The 19,603-nt window shown below is 71.6% G+C and carries 16 protein-coding genes; 8 read left to right on the forward strand and 8 right to left on the reverse strand.

Going from position 1 to position 19,603, the window contains the following annotated elements:
* Nucleotides 1-3: 3 nt before the first annotated feature.
* Complete coding sequence (locus EOT10_RS03395) at nucleotides 4-744, reverse strand: MerR family transcriptional regulator (protein ID WP_127826499.1); 741 nt, start codon at nucleotides 742-744, stop codon at nucleotides 4-6.
* Between the two features lie 290 nt (nucleotides 745-1,034).
* Between EOT10_RS03395 and EOT10_RS03400 the strand changes: the two genes are divergently transcribed.
* The 3 genes from EOT10_RS03400 to EOT10_RS03410 all read left to right on the forward strand — a co-directional run bounded on the left by EOT10_RS03400 (nucleotide 1,035) and on the right by EOT10_RS03410 (nucleotide 3,913).
* Nucleotides 1,035-2,507, forward strand: a complete 1,473-nt coding sequence (locus EOT10_RS03400) for an amino acid permease (RefSeq protein WP_127826500.1) — start codon at nucleotides 1,035-1,037, stop codon at nucleotides 2,505-2,507.
* 152 nt (nucleotides 2,508-2,659) lie between these two features.
* Nucleotides 2,660-2,974 carry a hypothetical protein gene (locus tag EOT10_RS03405; protein WP_127826501.1) on the forward strand — a complete coding sequence of 105 codons (315 nt, stop codon included), beginning with the start codon at nucleotides 2,660-2,662 and terminating at the stop codon, nucleotides 2,972-2,974.
* A 75-nt stretch (nucleotides 2,975-3,049) separates the two neighbouring features.
* Complete coding sequence (locus EOT10_RS03410) at nucleotides 3,050-3,913, forward strand: oxygenase MpaB family protein (protein WP_127826502.1); 864 nt, start codon at nucleotides 3,050-3,052, stop codon at nucleotides 3,911-3,913.
* 37 nt (nucleotides 3,914-3,950) lie between these two features.
* Here EOT10_RS03410 and EOT10_RS03415 read toward each other — a convergent pair whose 3' ends face one another.
* Nucleotides 3,951-5,441, reverse strand: coding sequence for a M1 family metallopeptidase (locus tag EOT10_RS03415; RefSeq protein ID WP_127826503.1), 1,491 nt, complete (start codon nucleotides 5,439-5,441; stop codon nucleotides 3,951-3,953).
* Between the two features lie 192 nt (nucleotides 5,442-5,633).
* Here EOT10_RS03415 and EOT10_RS03420 point away from each other — a divergent pair, with 192 nt between their 5' ends.
* The 4 genes from EOT10_RS03420 to EOT10_RS03435 all read left to right on the forward strand — a co-directional run bounded on the left by EOT10_RS03420 (nucleotide 5,634) and on the right by EOT10_RS03435 (nucleotide 11,727).
* Nucleotides 5,634-7,598, forward strand: a complete 1,965-nt coding sequence (locus EOT10_RS03420) for a Xaa-Pro dipeptidyl-peptidase (protein ID WP_127826504.1) — start codon at nucleotides 5,634-5,636, stop codon at nucleotides 7,596-7,598.
* On the forward strand, nucleotides 7,598-8,878 hold the full coding sequence (locus tag EOT10_RS03425) for a M14 family metallopeptidase (protein WP_127826505.1): 1,281 nt from the start codon (nucleotides 7,598-7,600) through the stop codon (nucleotides 8,876-8,878). The genes EOT10_RS03420 and EOT10_RS03425 overlap by 1 nt, the downstream gene beginning before the upstream one ends.
* 129 nt (nucleotides 8,879-9,007) lie before the next feature.
* A complete protein-coding gene (locus tag EOT10_RS03430; RefSeq protein ID WP_127826746.1) occupies nucleotides 9,008-10,033 on the forward strand; it encodes an oxidoreductase in 1,026 nt (341 codons plus the stop codon).
* 50 nt (nucleotides 10,034-10,083) lie between these two features.
* Nucleotides 10,084-11,727, forward strand: a complete 1,644-nt coding sequence (locus EOT10_RS03435) for an ABC-F family ATP-binding cassette domain-containing protein (protein ID WP_127826506.1) — start codon at nucleotides 10,084-10,086, stop codon at nucleotides 11,725-11,727.
* A gap of 572 nt (nucleotides 11,728-12,299) precedes the next feature.
* On the opposite strand, the gene EOT10_RS03440 is transcribed toward EOT10_RS03435, so the two are convergent.
* The 3 genes from EOT10_RS03440 to EOT10_RS03450 form a co-directional block, all read right to left on the reverse strand.
* Entirely contained in the window at nucleotides 12,300-14,780 is a 2,481-nt protein-coding gene (locus EOT10_RS03440) for a Tex family protein (protein ID WP_127826507.1), read from the reverse strand.
* A gap of 98 nt (nucleotides 14,781-14,878) precedes the next feature.
* Complete coding sequence (locus EOT10_RS03445) at nucleotides 14,879-15,754, reverse strand: SCO6745 family protein (protein WP_127826508.1); 876 nt, start codon at nucleotides 15,752-15,754, stop codon at nucleotides 14,879-14,881.
* Nucleotides 15,755-15,883: 129 nt separating this feature from the next.
* Nucleotides 15,884-16,642, reverse strand: a complete 759-nt coding sequence (locus EOT10_RS03450; RefSeq protein WP_127826509.1) for an enoyl-CoA hydratase/isomerase family protein — start codon at nucleotides 16,640-16,642, stop codon at nucleotides 15,884-15,886.
* A gap of 207 nt (nucleotides 16,643-16,849) precedes the next feature.
* Here EOT10_RS03450 and EOT10_RS03455 point away from each other — a divergent pair, with 207 nt between their 5' ends.
* Nucleotides 16,850-17,359, forward strand: coding sequence for an ATP-binding protein (locus tag EOT10_RS03455; RefSeq protein WP_389853442.1), 510 nt, complete (start codon nucleotides 16,850-16,852; stop codon nucleotides 17,357-17,359).
* Between the two features lie 9 nt (nucleotides 17,360-17,368).
* On the opposite strand, the gene idi is transcribed toward EOT10_RS03455, so the two are convergent.
* From idi to EOT10_RS03470, 3 genes are all read right to left on the reverse strand, one after another.
* Nucleotides 17,369-17,962 (reverse strand): isopentenyl-diphosphate Delta-isomerase, encoded by a 594-nt coding sequence (gene idi, locus EOT10_RS03460; RefSeq protein ID WP_127826510.1) that lies wholly within the window; start codon nucleotides 17,960-17,962, stop codon nucleotides 17,369-17,371.
* A gap of 117 nt (nucleotides 17,963-18,079) precedes the next feature.
* Nucleotides 18,080-18,619, reverse strand: a complete 540-nt coding sequence (locus EOT10_RS03465) for a GNAT family N-acetyltransferase (RefSeq protein WP_127826511.1) — start codon at nucleotides 18,617-18,619, stop codon at nucleotides 18,080-18,082.
* A gap of 34 nt (nucleotides 18,620-18,653) precedes the next feature.
* Nucleotides 18,654-19,589 carry a cation diffusion facilitator family transporter gene (locus EOT10_RS03470; protein WP_127826512.1) on the reverse strand — a complete coding sequence of 312 codons (936 nt, stop codon included), beginning with the start codon at nucleotides 19,587-19,589 and terminating at the stop codon, nucleotides 18,654-18,656.
* Nucleotides 19,590-19,603 lie beyond the last annotated feature (14 nt).

Raw genomic sequence — 19,603 nt, forward strand, 5'->3', positions numbered from 1 at the left:
GGGTCAGCCCTCGGCGCGGAACGCCTCCCGCAGCTGCTCACTGAGCGACCGCTGGAACGCCGTGACCAGCGCCTGCACCACCATCGGCTGCATATGGGCCGACAGGGACTTCATCGCCGCCACGTGCGCGGGGTCCTCGGGGTCGGCCTCCCGCTCCCGGTAGGGCCCCCACACCTCGTCGCGGAACAGCCGCGTCAGCTCCTCGGCGGCGTCCCGCGTGTGTTCCATGAGGACGGTGCGCGCAGCGAGGATCGTCTCGTGCGCGATGGGCACCCCGAGCAGCTCCACCCCGAGCCGCAGCAGACCCGGATCCACGCGGAAGGTGTCGGTCTCCTCCAGGTACGCGACGACGCCCATCGCGGCGAGCCGGTCCAGATCCTCCCCGGACAGGTCCCGCCCGGCACGGCGCTCGAGGTCGGCCCGTGCCATGTCCTCGGCCGCGTCCGGGGCCCAGCTCGCCACCAGGGCCCGGTGGATCGCCAGGTCGTGCGCGCTCAGGTCCACCGGCAGCTGCTCCAGATACCGCTCGATCGCGGAGAGCGTCATGCCCTGGTGCTGCAGCTCCTCGATGAGCGCGAGCCGGGAGAGATGGCCCTGGCCGTAGTGGCCGACCCGGCGCGGCCCGATCACGGGCGGCGGGAGCAGGCCCTTCGTGCTGTAGAAGCGGATCGTGCGGACCGTGACGCCCGCGCGCGCGGCCAGTTCGTCGACGGTGAGCGTCGGCTCCTCGGTGTCCGTCGTCATCTTCCGCCTCACTTCTGGTCGTGCGCCGTTCAGGTTCAACAGTATTGCTGACACACCAATGTTGTGAAAGCGCCCGCGACCCTTGATTCGGCGCTTTTACACCCCCCTGGGGTGGCTGTACAGGCACTGATCAACATGTGAGAAGTTCCGCTATGTGATCTACGCCATCGCGTGGTGGTCGTTTCGTGCGGGAAGGTGCGCAGTCGGCCCGCGCCACGTCAGGAATGTCGCGGGCCGGAGCACATCCGGACCCCGGAGCGATCCGGGCACCACAGAGTGGATCCCCCCACGTGAGCAAGGAAGCCGTCAACACGGCTGTGGACGCGTCCCGCACAGATGCGTCCCAGGCGCCCGCCGACGCGGGTGACGCCGGTTACAGCAAGGACCTCAAGGCCCGTCACGTCAACATGATCGCGATCGGTGGCGCGATCGGTACGGGCCTGTTCCTGGGGGCGGGTGGCCGCCTCCACTCGGCGGGCCCCGCACTCGCCGTCGCCTACGCCATCTGCGGAGTCTTCGCGTACTTCGTCGTGCGCGCCCTCGGCGAGATGGTCGTGTACCGGCCCTCCTCCGGTTCCTTCGTGTCGTACGCGCGCGAGTTCCTCGGTGAGAAGGGCGCGTACGTCGCCGGCTGGATGTACTTCCTCAACTGGTCGATGACAGGTATCGCCGACATCACCGCGATCGCCCTGTACACCCAGTACTGGAGCGCCTTCACGACCATCCCGCAGTGGGTGCTCGCGCTCATCGCCCTCGCGGTCGTGCTCGGCGTGAACCTCATCTCCGTGAAGTACTTCGGTGAGATGGAGTTCTGGTTCGCGATCATCAAGGTGGCCACGCTCGTCGCCTTCCTGTTCGTGGGCGTCTTCCTGGTCGCCACGCAGCACCCGATCGACGGCCACACACCAGGCCTGAACATCATCACGCAGCACGGCGGATTCATGCCGGGCGGCATGATGTCGGTGGTCATCGTGATGCAGGGCGTCGTCTTCGCGTACGCGGCCCTGGAGCTGGTCGGCGTCGCGGCGGGCGAGACCGCCGAACCGCAGAAGCTCGTCCCGCGCGCGGTGAACTCGATCATGTGGCGCGTCGGCCTGTTCTACGTCGGCTCCGTGGTGCTCCTCTCGCTGCTGCTCCCGTCCTCGGTCTACAAGGCCGGCGAGAGCCCGTTCGTCACGCTGTTCAGCAAGCTGGGCGTCGGCGGCATCGGCGACATCATGAACCTGGTCGTGCTGACGGCCGCCATGTCGTCGCTCAACTCCGGCCTCTACTCCACGGGCCGCATCCTGCGCTCCATGGCGATGTCCGGCTCCGCGCCGAAGTTCACCGCCCGCATGAACCGCAGCCAGGTGCCGTACGGCGGCATCCTGCTCACCGCCGGTGTCGGCGTCCTCGGTGTCGGCCTGAACTACCTGCTGCCGGCCCAGGCCTTCGAGATCGTGATCGAGGTGTCCTCGATCGGCATCATCGGCACCTGGGTCATGATCATGGTCGCCCACCTGGCGTTCGTCCGGCGGGCCAAGCAGGGCCTGGTCCAGCGGCCGTCGTTCCGTCTGCCCTGGTCCCCGTTCACCGAGATCGTCACGATCGTCTTCCTGATGCTCGTGCTCGGCCTCATGTGGAACGACCCGGAGGTCGGCCGCAAGACGCTGATGCTGCTCCCGGTCATCGCGGTGCTGCTCGTCGCCGGCTGGTTCGCCGCCCGCCGCGGCATCAACCGCAAGGCCACGGAGGAACTGACCAAGCTGACCGACGGCGTGTAACGCCGGCCCCACAGTCAGCGGCCGCCCCCCCACAGTCAGCGGCTGGTCCCACAACGGTGGCGTCATCCCGGAGATCACAGGTCTCCGGGGTGGCGCCACCTTGGCGTCGGCCGGGACGTTGCGAGCCGGGGACGGTCGGGTAGGCCCAAGGCATGGCCCTCGTACCCCTGTCCACGGAATTCCACCTCAAGGTGGGCCGACTCGGCGCATCGGTCGCCCTGCTCACGGTGGGGGTCCTGGTCCGGGCACGGCGATGGGCCGGGTCGGCGCGGACGTACGAAGGGCCGCCCGAGGCGTGCCGGCCGGTCCCGGTCCGGCCCTGCGCGGACGTCGTCGGCGCGCCGCGCGGCCCCGTGGCCGCCGCCGAGGCGGAGCTGCGTACGCGCGTCTCGGAGCTCGCGTCCGACCTGGCCTCCCGGATCGGCAGCGAGTCACAGGGCAGCACCGGCGGCCCTGCGCACCCCTGAGCTCACCGGCCCCAGAGGATCCCCGGCGCCGCATACTGGATCACACGTATCGACCGGGAACCGCTGGGGAGCCGTATGAAGCAGCACGACCCCGAACCGGAGCCGCCCGCGCCCGGCGGGATCCTGTGGGACATCGCCGGTGAGGCGCGCTCCTTGCTCGCCCTCCCCGCCGCCCTGACCCTGCAGGTCGCCCACGTGGCGGTCGGCGCGGGCGTCGACGAGCACTCCGTCTTCCGCACGGACCCCTGGGGACGCGGCGAGCGCTCCCTGCGCTCGGTGATGCTGTGGGTGTACGGCGGGGACGCCGCCGCCGAGGAGGGCCGGCGCCTGCGGAAGCTCCACAGGACCATCAGCGGCACCGACACCCGCGGCCGCAGCTACCACGCGCTGACCCCCGCCTACTACTCCTGGGTCCACGCCACCGGATTCCCCCTCTACCTTCAGGCCCAGCGCTGTCTGGGCAGCCGCCCCTTCACCGAGGCGCAGGAGCGCGGGCTCTACGCGGAGTGGCTCCAGGTCGGCCGGATCCTCGGCCTGCGCGACCGGGACATGCCGCAGACCGTCGAGGAGTTCTGGCCCTACTACCGCAAGGTGCTGGCCGACGAGATAGAGCTGACGGACGTCGTCCGCGAACTCGTCGCCGTCGACGTACCGGTCCCGCCGCCCGACCGGGGGCCGCTGCCGGTGCGGCTCGTGCTGCGGGCCCTGTGGCCCGTCCTGAAGCCGCCCCTGGCCCGCTTCCGCCGCTTCCTCACGATCGGCCTGATGCCGCCGGACGCCCGGGACGCCATCGGTCTGCCGTGGACCCCGGTCCAGGAACGCCGGCTGCGCCGGTTCGGCGCGGTCACGCGGCGCGTGGTGCCGCTGCTGCCGGAGCGCCTGCGCTACCTGCCGATGGCGCGACGGGCGCGCGCCGCCGAAGCGGCCCGCGCCCGCTGACCTCACTGACCTCGCTGATCTCACTGAGAGAACGACCTCAGTGGTCGTGCACCGAGTTCGTCGCCGCGATCTGCTTCCACGACTTCGGCTTCGCCGGTGCCACCCCGGCGTGCGCCACCCGGTCCCGCTGCGCCGCCGCCGTGCCCGGCTTCGACGGCTGGTACAGCCAGGTGTCGAACAGGCCGGCCAGCGGCTTGCCCGAGACCTTCTCCGCGTACTGCACGAAGTCGCCGACCTTCGCGTTGCCGTACGCGTGCTCCTGCGGCCAGCCCTTGAGGATCTCGGAGAACTTCTTCTCGCCGACGGCGTTGCGCAGGGCCTGGATGGCCAGTGCGCCGCGGTCGTACACCGCGATGTCGAACTGGTTCTCCGCGCCCGGGTCACCCGGCTTGACCGTCCAGAACGCGTCGTCCGCCGGGTGCTGCGCGTACACGTAGTCCGCGAGCTCCTGCGCCGTGCCCTCGCCCTCCTTCTCCGACCACAGCCACTGGCTGTAGCGGGCGAAGCCCTCGTTGATCCAGATGTCCTTCCAGCCGTCGACGGAGACGCTGTCGCCGTACCACTGGTGCGCCAGCTCGTGCACGATCACCGACACGTTGGCGCCGTTCGCGAACTGCGCGGGGGAGTAGAAGGGCCGCGTCTGTGTCTCCAGCGCGAAGTGCGACGGCACGTTCGGGACGTACCCGCCGAGCGCGTTGAACGGGTACTTCCCGAACTTCGTCTCCAGCCACTCGGCGACCTCGGTGGTCCGCTCGACGCTGGCACGCGCGGCGCCGTAGTTGTCGCCCAGGTCCTTGCTGTAGGCGTTCACGACCGGCAGACCGTCCGCCGTCTTGTCGGTCGTGATGTCGAACTTGCCGACCGCGAGCGTGGCCAGATAGGTCGCCTGGGGCTTGTTGGAGCGCCAGTTGAAGCGCGTCCAGCCGAGCTTCGACGTCTGCGACTGGAGCACGCCGTTGGAGATCGCCTGCGTCCCGTCGGGCACCGCGACCGACACGTCGTACGTCGCCTTGTCGCGCGGGTGGTCGTTCGACGGGAACCACCAGGCCGCCGACTCCGGCTCGTTGGCGAAGACGGCGCCGTCCGGCGTGCGCTGCGGGGACGTGAAGCCATACAGCTTCACGTCGGAGGGCTTGCCGGAGTAGCGCACGACGACCGTGAACGAGGACCCCTTGGGCAGGCCCGTCGGCGGAGTGACCTCGAGTTCCTCCACGCCGGACGTGGCGAACCTGGCCTTCTTGCCGTTGACCAGGACCTCGCTCGCCTTGAGCCCGAAGTCGAGGTTGAAGCGCGAGAGGTCCTGCGTGGACGTGGCGAGGATCGTCGCCGTGCCCTCCAGGACGTCCGTCTTCGGCTGGTACTTCAGCCGCAGGTCGTAGTGGGAGACGTCGTAGCCGCCGTTCCCGTAGTCCGGGTAGTAGGGGTCGCCGATGCCCGAAGCCCCAGGGGTGAAGTCCGCCGCCGATGCCGGGATCGCCAGCATCAGTGCGGCCGCCAGTGCGCCCGGGGCGATGAGTCTGCGGTACACGAAAGCTCCAAGTCGTAGGGCCGTGAACGTTGTTGCCGACCCTATTCAGCCCCTCCCGCCCCGGTCATGTCCATGGCCGCACCTGTCACACGATCGCCATTCGGCCGACATGTGCCATAACGTCCCACGCACCTTTCACCGTCTCGTACGGCCCTCTTTTGCAAGGCAGTTGACCGGGGTACGTTCCGCCCCATGCCGAAACCTGAGAGACGCACGCGCTCCCTGTGGAGGACGCTCGCGACAGCGGCCACCGCCGCACTCCTCGCCGTCCTCGTCTCTCCCGGGGCCGCCCAGAGCGCCGCGCCCCGCGAGTCGAAGCCCGTCTACTCGTACGACAACGCCATCCGTGAGTCCGTCTGGGTCGACACCCGGCTCGACGGCGACGGCGACGGGAGGACCGACCGGGTCGCCGTCGACATCGTCCGGCCCCGCGAGCCCGCCCAACAGGGCCGCAAGGTCCCCGTGATCATGGACGCGAGCCCGTACTACTCCTGCTGCGGACGCGGCAACGAGAGCCAGAAGAAGACGTACGACGCGCACGGGAACGTCGTCCAGATGCCGCTCTTCTACGACAACTACTTCGTGCCGCGCGGCTACGCCTTCGTGGCCGTCGACCTCGCCGGAACCAACCGCTCCGACGGCTGCGTCGACGTCGGCGGCCACTCCGACATCCAGTCCGGCAAGGCCGTCGTCGACTGGCTGAACGGCCGCGCGAAGGGCTACACCACCCGCACGGGCACCGAACGCGCCAAGGCCGGCTGGACCAACGGCCGCACCGGCATGATCGGCAAGAGCTACGACGCCACCATCGCCAACGGCGTCGCCGCCACCGGAGTCGAGGGCTTGAGGACGATCGTCCCGATCGGCGGCATCTCCTCCTGGTACGACTACTACTTCCAGCAGGGCGCGCCCCTCTACGACAGCGGCCCCGAGTGGCTGTCCGACTACGTCGAGAGCCCTGCGGCCCGCGCCCGCTGTGCCGCCGTACAGAAGCGACTTGTCGACGAAGCGCCCCGGACCGGCGACTGGACCGGCCTGTGGGACGAGCGCAACTACGTGCCCGACGCCGGCAAGGTCAGGGCCAGCGTCTTCGTCGTGCACGGCATGCAGGACCTGAACGTCCGCGCCAAGCACTTCGGCCAGTGGTGGGACGCCCTCGCCAAGGCGGGCGTGGACCGCAAGATCTGGCTCTCGCAGACCGGCCACGTCGACCCGTTCGACTTCCGCCGCGCCGCCTGGGTCGACACCCTGCACCGCTGGTTCGACCATGAGCTCCTCGGCTACGACAACGGCGTGGACCGCGAGCCGATGGCCGACATCGAGCGCACCCCCGACCACTGGACCACCGACCGCGTCTGGCCGCCCCGCCCCACCGACACCGTGCGCCTGAACCCCGGCAAGGGCAGTGCGGCCGGCGTCGGCACCCTCGGCCTGAAGCAGGGCTCGGGCACCGAGACGTTCACCGACGACCCCAAGCTGAGCGAGACCGACTGGGCCGCGCAGATCGACAAGTCGACGCCCGACAAGGCCGGCTTCATCAGCAAGCCGCTCGGCAAGGACCTGCGCCTGTCCGGCTCGTCGAAGGTCACCGTCACCGCGACCCCGTCGACCACCACCGCCCACCTCTCGGCCGTACTCGTCGACCTGGGCCCGGCCACCATCCGTGACTACGCCGCCGACGGCGAGGGCATCACGACGCTCACCGACCGCACCTGCTGGGGCGCCAGCACCGCCGGGGACAGCTCCTGCTTCAAGCGGACCGAGGCCAAGACCGCCGACGTGAACTCCACCGTGTTCAGCCGCGGTTGGGCCGACCTCGGCAACTACGCCTCCGACCGCACGGGCCGGCCGCTCACCCCGGGCAAGCCCTACACCATCACCGTCGACCTGGCCCCCAGCGACCACGTCGTCCCGGCCGGCCACCGCCTCGCGCTGATCGTCGCGGGCACCGACAAGGACCTCATCGACCCGCCGAACACCACACCGACTCTCGCGCTGGACCTCTCGCGTACCGTCGCGCGCGTACCGCTCGTCGGCGGCGCCGACGCCTTCGCGGCCGCGACGTCCGGCTCGGGCAAGGCCACCCCCCGCGCCACCGCACCCGACGGCGTCAGCTCGCTGCGCCCGTCCCGTCCGATCCCGGGAGGAACCCCCTGATGATTCCGCGCCCACGCACCCTCGCCCTCGCGGCGACGGCGGCAGCGCTCGCCGCGCCGCTGCTCACCGCCCCGGCCCAGGCCTCCGCGACGGTGCCCCGCACCGGGTTCGAGCAGAGCCACGGTGCGCACTGGACCACACAGCCCGAGGAGCAGGACTTCCTCGCGGCGGTCGACAAGGCGAGCGACCGCGTCTCCGTGGAGAAGGCCGGAACCACCAAGCAGGGCAGGCCCGTTCAGCTCGTCCGCATCGGCGAGCACCGGACCCCGAACACCGTGCTGCTCATCTGCAGCCAGCACGGCAACGAACCGTCCGGCCGCGAGGCCTGTCTCACCACGATCCGCGACCTCGCCTACGCCAAGGACAGCAAGACACAGACCTTCCTGTCCCGCACCACCCTGCTCGTCGTCCCCACCGCCAACCCCGACGGCCGCGCCGCCAACACCCGCGGCAACTCCGACGGCATCGACATCAACCGCGACCACATCGCCCTGGACACCGCCGAGGCGCGGGCGATGGCGGCCGTCATCCGTGACAACCGGCCCGACGTCATCTACGACCTCCACGAGTACGGCGCCACACCCAAGTACTACGACAAGGACCTCTTCGACCTCTGGCCGCGCAACCTCAACACCGACGCCAAGGTCCACGACGAGGCGCAGACCCTCTCGGAGAAGTACGTCCGCCCCGCCGCCAACACGGGCGGGTACTCGACCGGCACGTACGGCATCTGGACCGACCCGGTGACCGGCGAGCCCGTCAAGCAGACCGCGGGCGACGGGCAGGAGCGGATCCTGCGCAACGTCTCCGGTGTGAAGCACGCGGTCGGACTCCTCATCGAGAGCCGCGTCGACGCGCAGACAGCAGCGGAGAAGGCGGATCCGGCACTGAACAACCGGCGCCGTGTCTCCTCCCAACTCTCCGCGCTCGGCGGTCTGTTCACGTTCACCGACGAGCAGCGCGGCCGTATCGAGGCGGCCACCGGCGCGGCCCGCGCGGTGGGTTACCGCGACAGCGGGCCGGTCTACGTCGGCGGCGCGGACAACGACCCCGCCGAGCCCTCGGAGATCATCCAGAACCCGCCGTGCGGCTACCGCCTCGACGCGGCCCAGTACGCGTCGGTGGCGGACAAGCTGGCGCTGCACGGGATCACCGTACGCAAGGAGGGAGACGGGGCGTTCGTGCCGCTGCGCCAGTCCGAGCGGGCGCTCGTGACACTGCTCCTCGACGCGCGTGCTCCGTACCACCTCGTCGAGGGGGCACCCGAAACCACCTGCTGAACCGGTAGTCCCTGGTGCGACGTTCGGGAGGCGGCGAGTCCGGCCGCCTCCCGGGCGCAGCCCGGGCGGACGGCGGCGGAACGCGTCATGCCGCGCTCCCCTCAGGTCTCCGGTGGGAACACCCAGGACATGTCTGCCGAGTACGCGACCTTCGGCCTGGCACCGGCCATGCGCGCCGGTGGAGTTCTCACGAACGGTGACCACCAGGTCCACCGGGAGTTCCTGGACATCATCGTGAACGGCTCGCCGCTGCTGTTCCAGCTCTCCGACCTCGACGCCGTCTCCCCGCCGGCCTCCGACATCCCGCCCGCCATCTTCACCGCCCACGTCCGCAGCCTGCTCCTGGAGGCGGACGCGCCGCTGCCCGACGGCCGTTACGCCATCTACGGGTGCCCCGAGTGCGAGGGCATCGAATGCGGCGTCGTCACCGCGGTCATCGAGGCGGACGGGCCGGACGTCATCTGGCGGGACTTCGCCTGGCAGACCGGCGAACGCGCCGACCTGGACCTCAACGGCCACCACGGCATCGGCCCCCTGCGCTTCCGCGGCGCCGAGTACCGCGAGACCCTGCGGCCGCTGCTCGACGCCGCCGCCGAGCCCGCGCCCGCCCGCCGCGTCCTCCTCATCGGCGCCCGCGTCGCCGTCCTCGCCAAGCTCGCCGCCGCCCTGCGCACCATCGGCATCGGCGCCGAGATCACCCACGACGCGGCTGGAGTGCCGCCGGAGGAGCTGCGCACCTACGGCGCGGTCGCCTTCGGCCGCGCGGTCGGCGACGCGGACCGGGCCGCGGTGCGCACACAGTTCGAGCGCGCGGGCGCCGAGACCGCCTACGTGGACGGGCTCGCCCCGATCATCCCGCTCCTCGTCGCCCGGACAGAGAGCGCCCTGGACCGCCGTGACACCCGGCAGCGCCGCCTCACCGGGCTCGTCGCCGCCGACGGGGAGGCCGGCCTCGACGTCACCTCCACCTGCCGGGTCCGCCTCACCGCGTACCGCCTCGACCGGCTCCACCGCAGCCACGCCCAGGACGTCTTAGACGCCGTGCTCGAACCCGGCCGGCACCGCATTCCGCTCGACCCGAAGGCCATCAGGGGCGAGTCCTTCGTCGTCGCCCGCACCACGGGGAGCGTCCTGGTCGCGCCCGTGGCGAGGTGACGGGCGGCAGGTGCCCACCGTCCCGGGCGATCGCTAGGATCGACGACCTGATGACTGCCACTCTCGTTGCCAAGAACCTCGCCGCCGGGCACGGCGACCGGTCCCTGTTCTCCGGGCTCGACCTCGTGGTCGCGCCCGGCGACGTGATCGGGCTCGTCGGCGCCAACGGCGCGGGCAAGTCCACCCTCCTCAAGCTGCTCGCCGGCCTCGACACGCCCGAGCAGGGCGAACTGCGGCTCTCGCCGCCCGGCGCCACCGTGGGGCACCTGCCCCAGGAGCCGGAACGCCGGCCCGGCGAGACCGTGCGCGAATTCCTCGCCCGCCGCACCGGCGTCGACGCCGCACAGCGCGCCATGGACGAAGCCACCCAGGCCCTCGTCGACGGGGCGCCGGGCGCCGACGACGCGTACTCCGTGAGCCTGGAGCGCTGGCTCGACCTCGGCGGCGCCGACCTCGACGAACGCGCCGAGGAGATCACCGACTCCCTCGGCCTCGGAGTCGGCCTCGACCAGACGATGACCTCGCTCTCCGGCGGCCAGGCGGCCCGCGCGGGCCTCGCCTCCCTCCTGCTCTCCCGCTACGACGTGTTCCTCCTCGACGAGCCCACGAACGACCTCGACCTCGACGGCCTGGAGCGCCTGGAGGCGTTCGTGCGCGGCCTGCGCGCGGGCACGGTCGTCGTCAGCCACGACCGCGAGTTCCTGACCCGTACCGTCACCAAGGTCCTCGAACTCGACCTCGCCCAGCAGGAGATCAACCTGTACGGCGGCGGCTACGAGGCATACCTGGAGGAGCGCGACGTCGCCCGCCGGCACGCGCGCGAGGAGTTCGACGAGTACGCCGACAAGAAGGCCGCCCTCGAAGGGCGCGCCCAGATGCAGCGCGGCTGGATGGACAAGGGCGTCAAGAACGCCCGCCGCAAGGCGACGGACAACGACAAGATCGGCCGCAAGTTCCGCAGCGAGTCCAGCGAGAAGCAGGCCGCGAAGGCCCGGCAGACGCAGCGCATGATCGAACGGCTCGACGTCGTGGACGAGCCGCGCAAGGAGTGGGAGCTGCGCATGGAGATCGCGGCGGCGCCGCGCTCCGGTTCCGTCGTCGCCACGCTGCGCGACGCGGAGGTGCGGCGCGGCGACTTCACGCTCGGTCCGGTCTCGCTCCAGATCGACTGGGCGGACCGCGTCGCGATCACCGGGGCCAACGGCGCGGGGAAGTCGACCCTGCTCGGCGCGCTTCTCGGCCGGGTGCCGCTGGACTCGGGGCACGCGACGCTCGGCTCGGGTGTCGTCGTCGGCGAGGTCGACCAGGCGCGGGCCCTGTTCCACGGGTCGGAGTCGCTGCTCGACGCGTTCTGCGCGGCCGTGCCGGACACGGAGCCGGCCGAGGTACGCACGCTGCTCGCGAAGTTCGGCCTGAAGGCCGATCACGTCCTGCGGTCCGCGGTCACCCTGTCGCCGGGCGAGCGCACGCGCGCGGCGCTCGCACTGCTCCAGGGCCGGGGCGTCAACCTGCTCGTCCTGGACGAACCGACCAACCACCTCGACCTGCCCGCGATCGAACAGCTGGAGTCGGCACTCGACTCCTACGAGGGCACGCTCCTCCTCGTCACCCACGACCGCCGCATGCTGGACGCGGTCAGAACACAGCGCCGCCTGGAACTCGCGGAGGGCAAGGTGACGGAACTGTCACCGTGAGGTGCGGGGCCTGCACTGACGCGCGCTGAGTGTGCTGACGTGGGCCGCCTGCGCTGACGTGCGGCCTGCGCCGGCGCGCGCGGCCCGTGGTCGGTCGGTGCCGACGTGTGCGGCCCGGCCCGTGGTCGGTCGGCGCCGACGTGGGCTGACTGCGTCGGCGTGTGCCGCGTGTGGTGAGGCGTGCCGCCCGTACCGAGGTATGCGGCCTGCGCCGACGTGGGCCGCCCGTGGGGATATGTGATCCCGTGCTGAAGTGTGCGGCGGCATGCGCTGACTGTGCTGATGTGGGCCGCTTGCGCTGAGGTGTGGCCTGCGCCGGCGCGTGCGGCCCGTGGTCGGTCGGTGCCCGACGTGTGCTGCCTGCGCCGGCGTGTGCCGCTCGTACTGAGGTGCGCGGCCTGCGCCGACGTGGGCCGCCCGTGGGGATATGTGACCCGTGCCGAAGCGTGCGGAGGCCTGCGCCGACGTGGGCCCGCGCATGCCGGCGTGCCTGGTCCGTACTGACGCCCGCCGCAGGCGCACGTGCCGCCCGGGGCCGGTCACCTGCGTGGTGACCGGCCCCGGGCCGCGCGTCAGCGGCCCTTCGGGTCGAGCAGGCCCGCGCGCCGCAGCGCGTCCGCCATCTCGCTGTTCGCGGGCGCCGGCGCGGAGACGCCACCCCGACGCTGCCCCTGCGACTGCTGCCGCTGGCCCTGACTCTGGCCTTGGCCCCGACCTTGTCCCTGACCCTGCTGGCGTCGGCCCTGGCCGCCCTGCGCCTGGCCGCCCTGACCCTGCTGGCGCTGCTGCCCCCGCTGCTGCGGCGGGCGGCCGCCGCGCTCCTTGCGGCCACCACCCCCCGCACCCGGCTCGCCCGGCACCGCCTCGTCGTCGAGACGCAGCGTCAGCGAGACCCGCTTGCGCGGGATGTCCACGTCGAGGACCTTCACCTTGACGATGTCACCCGGCTTCACGACGTCCCGCGGGTCCTTCACGAACGTCTTCGACATCGCGGACACGTGCACGAGCCCGTCCTGGTGCACGCCCACGTCCACGAACGCGCCGAACGCCGCCACGTTCGTCACGACCCCCTCGAGGATCATCCCGGAGGCCAGGTCGGAGATCTTCTCGACGCCGTCCTTGAAGGTCGCCGTCTTGAACGCGGGCCGCGGGTCGCGCCCCGGCTTCTCCAGCTCCCTCAGGATGTCCGTCACCGTCGGCAGACCGAACTTGTCGTCCACGAACTCGGCCGGCCGCAGCGACTTCAGCGCCGCCGCGTTCCCGATGAGCGAGGCGACCTCACCGCCCGTCGACTTCACCATGCGCCGCACCACGGGATACGCCTCAGGGTGCACGGACGACGCGTCCAGCGGGTCGTCGCCGCCGCGGATCCGCAGGAAGCCCGCGCACTGCTCGTACGCCTTCGGGCCGAGCCTGGCCACGTCCTTGAGGCCCTTGCGGGACGTGAACGGCCCGTTCGCGTCGCGGTGCGCCACGATGTTCTCCGCGAGGCCGGAGCCGATGCCGGACACCCGGGCGAGCAGGGGAGCGGACGCCGTGTTCACGTCCACGCCCACGCCGTTCACACAGTCCTCGACGACCGCGTCCAGGGAGCGCGACAGCTTCACCTCGGACAGGTCGTGCTGGTACTGGCCGACGCCGATCGACTTCGGGTCGATCTTCACCAGCTCCGCGAGCGGGTCCTGGAGGCGGCGGGCGATCGACACGGCGCCGCGCAGCGACACATCCATGTCGGGCAGCTCCTGCGAGGCGAACGCCGACGCCGAGTACACCGACGCGCCCGCCTCCGACACCATCACCTTGGTGAGGTTCAACTCCGGGTGCTTCACGATCAGTTCACCGGCGAGCTTGTCCGTCTCGCGGGACGCCGTACCGTTCCCGATCGCGATCAGGTCGACCTTGTGCTCCTGCGCGAGGCGGGCCAGCTTGGCCAGCGCCTCGTCCCACCGGTTCGCCGGCACGTGCGGGTGGATGACGTCCGTCGCCACGACCTTGCCCGTCGCGTCGACGACGGCGACCTTCACACCCGTACGGAAACCGGGGTCGAGGCCGAGCGTCGCGCGCGTGCCCGCCGGGGCGGCGAGCAGCAGGTCCCGCAGGTTCGCCGCGAAGACCTGCACGGCCTCGTCCTCGGCGGTGGTGCGCAGCCGGAGCCGCAGGTCGAGGCCGAGGTGCACCAGGATGCGGGTCCGCCAGGCCCAGCGCACCGTGTCGGACAGCCACTTGTCCCCGGGCCGCCCCTGGTTCCTGATCGCGAACCGGTCCGCGACGATCGCCTCGTAGGAAGAAGGCCCGTCGGTGGGCTCCTCCGGCTCCAGGGTGAGGTCGAGGATCTCCTCCTTCTCGCCGCGGAGCATCGCGAGGATCCGGTGGGAGGGCAGCGCGGTGAACGGCTCCGCGAAGTCGAAGTAGTCGGCGAACTTCGCGCCCGCCTCCTCCTTGCCCGCGCGGACCTTGGCGGCCAGCTGACCGCGGCCCCACATGCGCTCACGCAGCTCGCCGATCAGGTCGGCGTCCTCGGAGAAGCGCTCGGTGAGGATGGCGCGGGCGCCGTCGAGCGCGGCCTGCGCGTCCGCGACGCCCTTGTCGGCGTCGACGAACGCGGCCGCCGCGGCCGCCGGTTCCACCGTCGGGTCGCCGAGCAGCCCCTCCGCCAGCGGCTCGAGGCCCGCCTCGCGCGCGATCTGCGCCTTCGTGCGGCGCTTCGGCTTGAACGGCAGGTAGATGTCCTCGAGGCGCGCCTTCGTCTCGGCCGCGTTGATCTGCGCCGCCAACTCGTCGGTCAGCTTGCCCTGCTCCCGCACGGAGTCGAGGATCGCCGCGCGCCGCTCCTCCAGCTCCCGCAGGTAGCGCAGCCGCTCCTCGAGCGTGCGCAGCTGCGCGTCGTCGAGCATCTCGGTCGCTTCCTTGCGGTAGCGCGCGATGAACGGGACCGTCGAACCGCCGTCGAGCAGCTCGACGGCGGCCGTCACCTGCCGCTCCCGTACGCCGAGCTCCTCGGCAATCCTGCCTTCGATGGACCCCGTGATGGGACCTGCGCTGGGTGTTGCCACGATGCCGTACCGCCTTCTCAACTGAGGGTGCGCGGCAATTGTGGCAGGTGGTGCCGACAACCGGGGGGAGCCCGCCGGACCGGCGGCCGGGGCGCCGCTCAGGCGGCCTTGCCGATGAGATCGGCCGGGAACGCGCCCGCGGCCAGGGCGGTGCCGATGAAGCCCGTCGCCAGCTCGGTGAGCCGGGCCACGCCCGACTCGCCCAGGTGCGCGTACGGCTCCCGGTCGAGGCGGTCCGTCTCGGCCTCCAGGTCGCGGCGCAGCGCGACCCCCAGCTCGGTCAGCTCGCCCGCCGCGTCCAGCACCTTGCGCTCCCGCAGCCGGTCGGCGGCGGCGTCGAACTCCTCGGGCGTCCAGCCGCGCGTGGCGAGCAGCCACTTCGGGGCCATGCCCTTCCCGGTCGCCACGTGGCTCACCAGCGCCTCTACGGGGTCGAGGTCAGCGGCGAGCAGCGCGGCCAGGTGCCCGTCGCCGCGGTGCTCGCGCAGCAGCGTGGCGGCGTGCCAGTAGGCGAGGTGGGGCTCCTCGGGCACGGGCAGATCGGCGTGGGCGGCGTACAGCGGCCGGGCGTGGCGCGTGCAGGCCTCGGTGGCCCGCAGCGCGAGACCGGCGGCCTCGGCCATCTCCGGGGAGGCCAGGATCTCGTCGCCCAGGAGCCGGCGCAGCGTCGCGTCGACGGCACGCGCGCGTGCCGCGAGGACGGTCTCCGGGGAGGCCGTCCGCCATACGGCGGGCACGTGCCGGGCGACGAGCTCGTGCTTGAAGTTGTAGAACGTCGCCGTCACGGTGCCCGCGCCGACGGCCCCCATCGCCGCCGCACGGGCCGCGAAGTAGGCCGCGCTCCGGTCGGTGATCCCGACGGCGGCCAGCTCCTTGCCCAGGTCGGGCGAGAAGTAGTGCGTCGAGTGGAACGGGTTGAGCACGTTGTGACAGTGACGGGCGGCACGCGCGCCGGACGGCGAGGCAGTAGTCATACGGGTACGTTACCGACTGGTTGGTACGTACGGGAACCCGCGTACGGGAACCCGCGGCCGGGAACCCGTACCGGACACGAAGGCCGCCCGCGCGCCGGAGGTCGCCCGCCGGCCCGTAGGCCCGCCGCCTCAGCCCGACGTGGTCCACGTGAAGCTCGGCTTCCTGCGCTCCAGGAACGCGGCGACGCCCTCGGCGGTGTCGCCGCTCGTGCGCGCCTGCTCGGCCCAGTGCGCGGCCCGCTCCACGCGCCCGTCGGCGAACTCCTTCGCCGCCGCCTGCGTCAGCTGCGAACGCTCCCCGAGGATCCGCGCGAACTCCCCGACGCGCTTGTCCAGTTCGTCCTCGGCCAGCACCTCGTCCACGAGCCCGGTCCGCAGGGCCCGCTCCGCGGCGATCAACTCACCCGAGAACAACAGGTACTTGGCCGTCGAGGGCCCCACCAGGGACGCGAGGCGCCGCGTCGAGCCCGCCGGGTACACGATCCCCAGCTTCGACGGGGTGATCCCGAACAGCGCGCTCTCGGCCGCGAAACGCAGGTCACAGGCCGCCGCGAGCTGACAGCCGCCGCCCACGCAGTACCCGCGCACCGCGGCAAGGGTGGGCTTGGCGAAGGCGGCGAGCGCCTCCTCGGCCGCGACCGCGAGATCCTGGGCCCGCGACCCCGCCTCGCCGAGCGTCGAGATGTCGGCGCCCGCACAGAACGTGCCGCCGGCCCCCGTCAGCACCAGCACCCGCACCGCCGGATCGGCGTCGAGCTCGGCGAGGAGGGGCGGCAGCGACCGCCACATGCCGTCCGTCATGGCGTTCCGTTTGGCGGCGTGGTCGATGACGACGGTGGCCACGCCGTCCGTGACCGAGTGCGTGAGCTGCGGCGGTGTGTGCGACATGCGCCGGATGCTATCCGCGGCCTCGAACACGCGATCAACGAGGCTCCCCAACACGTACAACCTGAAGAGCCATGGAAAACGGCACAAGAGCGGCAGGATCGGTCGCCCACCTGACATCGTCATTCGTCAACGGTCAAAAAGCGTCGATAGTCGCCGACTTCTGGTCAGTGATGCGGTCCGGACCAGTGGATTCCCAACACTCGGTGCGTGGTGACAATCGAGCGCAAGGGCGGCGACCGGACGATGAGCGGCCAGGGGGGCGAGCCCCCCGATCAGCCATCGGGCGGTCCGCTGCCGTACGAGGGGGTCTGGCGCTTCACGGCGCAGGCCGTCGACGCGTCGGTGCCGCAGGCCCGGCACGCCGTCCGCGACCTGCTGTTCCGCCAGGGCGTACCGGCCTCGGACGACCTGGTCCAGGGACTCCTGCTCATCGTCTCCGAGCTGGTCACCAACGCCGTACGGCACGCGGCCCTGCTCTCACCCGTCCTCGCGGTCGAGGTCGCCGTGGGCGCCGAGTGGGTGCGGGTCTCCGTCGAGGACGAGCACCCCTACCGCCCGACCGCCCTGGAAGCCACCGACGGGCAGACCGGCGGGCGCGGACTCCTCCTCGTGCGGGAGGTCACCCGCGAGGCGGGCGGGGTGTGCGACGTCGAGCACACCGCGAGCGGGGGCAAGGTGATCTGGGCCGCCCTGCCCCTCAAACCCGCGGACGCCTGAGCCGGCCGGTCACCAGCCCGCGTTCGGCCCCGTCAGTTCCCTGACCGCGGGCCGCGCCGCGTCGAGCACGGTCATGAACCACGCCGAGAACGGGTCCCGGGCGTGCCGCGCGGCCAGCTCGTCCGCCGTCACGAACGCGGTCTCGCCCACCTCGGAGGCATCCGGGCGCAGCGGCGCCTGGACCATCCCCACGAACAGGTGGTTGAACTCCTGCTCCACCAGGCCCGATGCCGGATCCGGGTGGTTGTAGCGCACCGTCCCCGCCTCCGCGAGCAGCGAGGGCGAGACCCCCAGCTCCTCGTACGTCCTGCGGGCCGCCGCGGCGAACGGCGCCTCGCCCGGGTACGGGTGCCCGCAGCACGTGTTCGACCACACGCCGGGGGAGTGGTACTTGCCGAGAGCACGCTGCTGGAGCAGCAGCCGGCCCTGTTCGTCGAAGAGGAACACGGAGAACGCTCTGTGCAGCTGTCCGGGCGCCTGATGAGCGGAGAGCTTCTCCGCCGTGCCGATCGTCCTGCCGTCCTCGTCCACGAGTTCCAGCAAGATCGCTTCTCCGGTGCCGTTCGACGAACTGTTCGCCGCGGTGGCAGGTGTGGTCGGCATACCCATCCTTCGCTTCGGTCCTCGAACCCCAAGTCTGCCGTACGGGGCAGACAGTCCCGGCACTTGGCGGCACCGCCCGCATGTCCCGCCCGGGTGGCCGGGCAGGACACGCTCAGGTCAGACGCCGAAAGCGGCCGGGTAGGTGATCGTGCCCTGCGGAACCCGCCAGAAATCGTCCGCCGCGCCCAGGACGAGCGCCATCATCGCCTCGTCAGGCACCTCGAATCCGGCCCGGACGCCGTACCCGGAGGCGGGCACGAAGCCGAACCTCGAGTAGTAGTCCGGGTGCCCGAGCACGAGGACGAGCCGCTCCCCACGCGCGCGTGCCGCGTCGAGCACCGCGCGGACGACGGCCGAACCGGCGCCCGTGCCCTGGTGGCGCGGCAGCACCCCGACGGGGGCGAGGGCCGCCGCCGGTGAGCCGTCCACCAGGCAGCGGGTGACCAGCGCGTGCGCCGCCACCGTCCCGTCCGGCGCCTCGGCGACGTATGACAGGCCCGGCAGCCACGCGTCGGGGTCCGCCCGCAGTGCGTCCACCAGGTCGGCCTCCGCCACGGTCGGGAAGGCGGCGACATGCACGGCGTGCACGGCCGCGATGTCGGACGGCGCCTCGGGCCGCGTCGGCCAGTTGTCAGTGTTATCGGTGTTGTCGGTCAACGGATCGAACCTTTGGGTGATCTGAAAGGGGGCCTCAGTGGCAGAGCCTTGCCTCGTGTTCCGCGTGGCCGACCGGCTCCAGTTGGAATGTGCAGTGCTCGACGTCGAAGTGGACGCCGAGGCAGCCCTGGAGTTCGTGCAGCATCTTCTCGTGGCCGAGCGCGTTCAGCGTCTCCGAGCTGACGACCACGTGCGCGGACAGGACGGGCATGCCCGACGTGATCGTCCAGGCGTGCAGGTCGTGGACGTCCAGGACGCCGGGCAGCGCCACGATGTGCGCCCGCACGTCCGCCATGTCGACGTTCTTCGGAGCCGCTTCGAGCAGCACGTTGAGCGTCTCCCGCAGCAGCTTCACGGTCCTCGGGACGATCATCAGGCCGATCGCGATCGAGGCGATCGGGTCCGCGGCCTGCCAGCCGGTGGTCAGGATGACCGTCGCCGAGATGATCACGGCGACCGAGCCCAGCGCGTCCGCGGCCACCTCGAGGAAGGCCCCGCGGACGTTCAGGCTCTCCTTCTGGCCGCGCACCAGGACCGACAGCGAGATCATGTTCGCCACGAGGCCGATCACGCCGAAGACGATCGTCAGGCCGCCCTCGGTGTCGGCGGGCGTGATGAACCGCTGGATCGCCTCGACGAGCACGTAGCCGCCGACGCCGAGCAACAGGAGACAGTTGGCGAGGGCGGCCAGGATCTCGGCGCGTGCGAAGCCGAAGGTGCGCTGGTGGCTCGCGGGCCGGTTGGCGAAGTGGATGGCGAGGAGCGCCATGCCGAGACCGAGCGCGTCGGTCGCCATGTGGGCGGCGTCCGCGACCAGGGCGAGCGAGTCCGCGAGGACCCCGCCGACGATCTCGACCACCATCACGGTGAGCGTGATGCCGAGCGCGATGCGCAGCCGGCCCCGATGGGCCGCCGAGGCCGTTCCCGTTGTGGGCCCGTGGCTGTGCCCGTGATCGTGTCCGGCCCCCATGGAAACCGCCCTCC

It is taken from the genome of Streptomyces antnestii (assembly GCF_004005495.1).
In the GTDB taxonomy this organism is placed as follows: Bacteria; Actinomycetota; Actinomycetes; order Streptomycetales; family Streptomycetaceae; genus Streptomyces; species Streptomyces antnestii.

Excerpts from the sequence above, each read along its gene's own strand:
- EOT10_RS03470 (WP_127826512.1), bottom strand. The coding sequence starts at position 19,589 with ATGGGGGCCGGACACGATCACGGGCACAGCCACGGGCCCACAACGGGA.
- EOT10_RS03405 (WP_127826501.1), top strand. The coding sequence starts at position 2,660 with ATGGCCCTCGTACCCCTGTCCACGGAATTCCACCTCAAGGTGGGCCGA.
- EOT10_RS03425 (WP_127826505.1), top strand. The coding sequence starts at position 7,598 with ATGATTCCGCGCCCACGCACCCTCGCCCTCGCGGCGACGGCGGCAGCG.
- EOT10_RS03420 (WP_127826504.1), top strand. The coding sequence starts at position 5,634 with ATGCCGAAACCTGAGAGACGCACGCGCTCCCTGTGGAGGACGCTCGCG.
- EOT10_RS03450 (WP_127826509.1), bottom strand. The coding sequence starts at position 16,642 with ATGTCGCACACACCGCCGCAGCTCACGCACTCGGTCACGGACGGCGTG.
- EOT10_RS03430 (WP_127826746.1), top strand. The coding sequence starts at position 9,008 with ATGTCTGCCGAGTACGCGACCTTCGGCCTGGCACCGGCCATGCGCGCC.
- EOT10_RS03445 (WP_127826508.1), bottom strand. The coding sequence starts at position 15,754 with ATGACTACTGCCTCGCCGTCCGGCGCGCGTGCCGCCCGTCACTGTCAC.
- EOT10_RS03435 (WP_127826506.1), top strand. The coding sequence starts at position 10,084 with ATGACTGCCACTCTCGTTGCCAAGAACCTCGCCGCCGGGCACGGCGAC.
- EOT10_RS03410 (WP_127826502.1), top strand. The coding sequence starts at position 3,050 with ATGAAGCAGCACGACCCCGAACCGGAGCCGCCCGCGCCCGGCGGGATC.
- idi (WP_127826510.1), bottom strand. The coding sequence starts at position 17,962 with ATGCCGACCACACCTGCCACCGCGGCGAACAGTTCGTCGAACGGCACC.
- EOT10_RS03395 (WP_127826499.1), bottom strand. The coding sequence starts at position 744 with ATGACGACGGACACCGAGGAGCCGACGCTCACCGTCGACGAACTGGCC.